We start from the raw sequence: 2378 nt of genomic DNA on the forward strand, positions 1-2378 counted from the left end.
GGCTCGCTCCCACAGGGTCTGGTGGCGGCTTCCGGAACACTTTTTGCTGCCGGATGTGATCGTCGCCATTGCATCGGCGTCATTACTGCCTCAATTTAGCGTCATTGCCCGTCAGGCCCGTGCACTTCATGTCATCGACCTCGTTCAGCCAGTCTCTGCGTCGCCTTTGGGCGTTGGATAAATTCAGCTATAGCGTGCGGGTGTTCATCGCCCTGACCGGCAGCATGGTGCTGTGTTGGTACCTGGATAAGATGGCGCTGCTGATTCCGCTGTTCCTCGGCATCATCGCCAGCGCATTGGCCGAGACCGACGACAGCTGGCAAGGCCGTCTCAACGCGCTGGCCGTGACGCTGGTGTGCTTCAGCATCGCCGCGCTGTCGGTGGAGTTGCTGTTTCCCTATCCCATCCTGTTCATCGTCGCCCTGGCCCTGGCGGCCTTCGGCCTGACCATGCTCGGTGCCCTGGGCGAGCGCTATGGCGCGATCGCCTCGGCCACCCTGATTCTTTCGGTCTACACCATGATCGGCGTGGACCAGCGCGGCGGTGCGGTCACGGACTTCTGGCATGAGCCGGTGCTGCTGGTGGCCGGCGCCGCCTGGTATGGCCTGCTCTCGGTGTTGTGGCACGCGCTGTTTTCCAACCAGCCGGTGCAGCAGAGCCTGGCGCGGCTGTTCCGCGAACTGGGGCGCTACCTGAAACTCAAGTCATCGCTGCTGGAGCCGATCCGTCAGCTGGATATCGAGGCCCGACGCCTGGAGCTGGCCCAGCAGAATGGCCGGGTGGTCGCCGCACTCAACAGCGCCAAGGAAATCATCCTGCACCGCGTCGGCAATGGTCGGCCGGGCTCGAAAGTCAGCCGCTACCTGAAGCTGTACTTCCTCGCCCAGGACATCCACGAACGCGCCAGCTCCTCGCACTATCCCTATAACGCCCTGGCCGAGGCGTTCTTCCACAGCGACGTACTGTTCCGCTGCCAGCGCCTGCTGCGCCAGCAAGGCAAGGCTTGCCTGGCACTGGCCGAGTCGATCCAGTTGCGCCAGCCGTTCGTCTACGACGACAGCTTCGCCGAGGCCCTGAACGACTTGCATGCATCCCTGGAACACCTGCGCATCCAGAGCAACCCGGCCTGGCGCGGCCTGCTGCGTTCACTGCGAGCATTGTCGGTCAACCTCGGCACCCTGGACCGCCTGCTCAGCGACGCGAGCAACCCCGACGCCCTAGCCGATGCCACCGACAGCAGCCTGCTGGACCGCTCGCCACGCAACCTCAAGGACGTCTGGGTCCGCCTGCGCACGCAGCTCACGCCGACCTCGCTGCTGTTCCGTCATGCCCTGCGCCTGCCCCTGGCGCTGAGCGTGGGCTACGCGATGGTGCACCTGATCCACCCCTCCCAGGGCTACTGGATCATCCTCACCACCTTGTTCGTCTGCCAGCCCAACTACGGCGCCACCCGGCGCAAGCTCGGCCAGCGGATCATCGGCACCGCCATCGGCCTGACGGTGGCCTGGGCGCTGTTCGACCTGTTTCCCAACCCGGTGGTGCAGTCGTGCTTCGCCATTGCCGCGGGGGTGGTGTTCTTTACCAACCGCACCACCCGCTACACCCTGGCGACTGCCGCGATCACCGTCATGGTGCTGTTCTGCTTCAATCAGGTCGGCGACGGCTACGGGCTGCTGCTGCCACGGCTGTTCGATACCTTGCTCGGCAGCCTGATCGCCGGGCTGGCGGTGTTCCTGTTCCTGCCGGACTGGCAGGGCCGGCGACTGAACAAGGTGCTGGCCAATACGCTGACCTGCAACAGCATCTACCTGCGCCAGATCATGCAGCAATACGCCGCAGGCAAAAGCGACGACCTGGCCTATCGCCTGGCCCGGCGCAACGCCCATAACGCCGACGCCGCGCTGTCCACGACGCTGGCGAACATGCTGATGGAGCCGGGCCATTTCCGTAAGGAGGCCGACGTGGGGTTCCGCTTCCTGGTGCTGTCCCACACCCTGCTCAGTTACTTGTCGGGGCTCGGCGCCCACCGGGGCACCGAACTGCCGACTGAGGTGCGCGAGCAACTGATCGACGGCGCCGGAGCAAGGCTGGCGACCAGCATCGATGAAATTGCCCAGGGCCTGGCGAGCAAACAGCCGATCGCGATCCAGAGCGACGAAGAAGAAGCCCTCGCCAGCGAGCTTGAGCTGATGCCCGATGAAATCGACGAGGGCCAGCGGCTGGTGCAGACGCAACTGGCGCTGATCTGCCGCCAACTGGGGCCGTTGCGGACGCTGGCGGCGCACCTGATCAAGGACACCAGTGAGGCTTGAGGATTGTGGCGACCATGCCATCGTCTTCGCGAGCAGGCTCGCTCCCACAGTGGCAGGCATTTTCAG

At 64.7% G+C, this 2378-nt stretch carries 1 protein-coding gene; it reads left to right on the forward strand.

The window, feature by feature from the left end:
• The first annotated feature begins 128 nt into the window (after positions 1 to 128).
• Positions 129 to 2312 (forward strand): YccS family putative transporter, encoded by a 2184-nt coding sequence (gene yccS, locus ACE04F_RS20415; protein ID WP_486109490.1) that lies wholly within the window; start codon positions 129 to 131, stop codon positions 2310 to 2312.
• The last annotated feature ends 66 nt before the right edge of the window (positions 2313 to 2378 follow it).

The sequence above is a fragment of the Pseudomonas sp. AGC41 genome, from assembly GCF_057334555.1.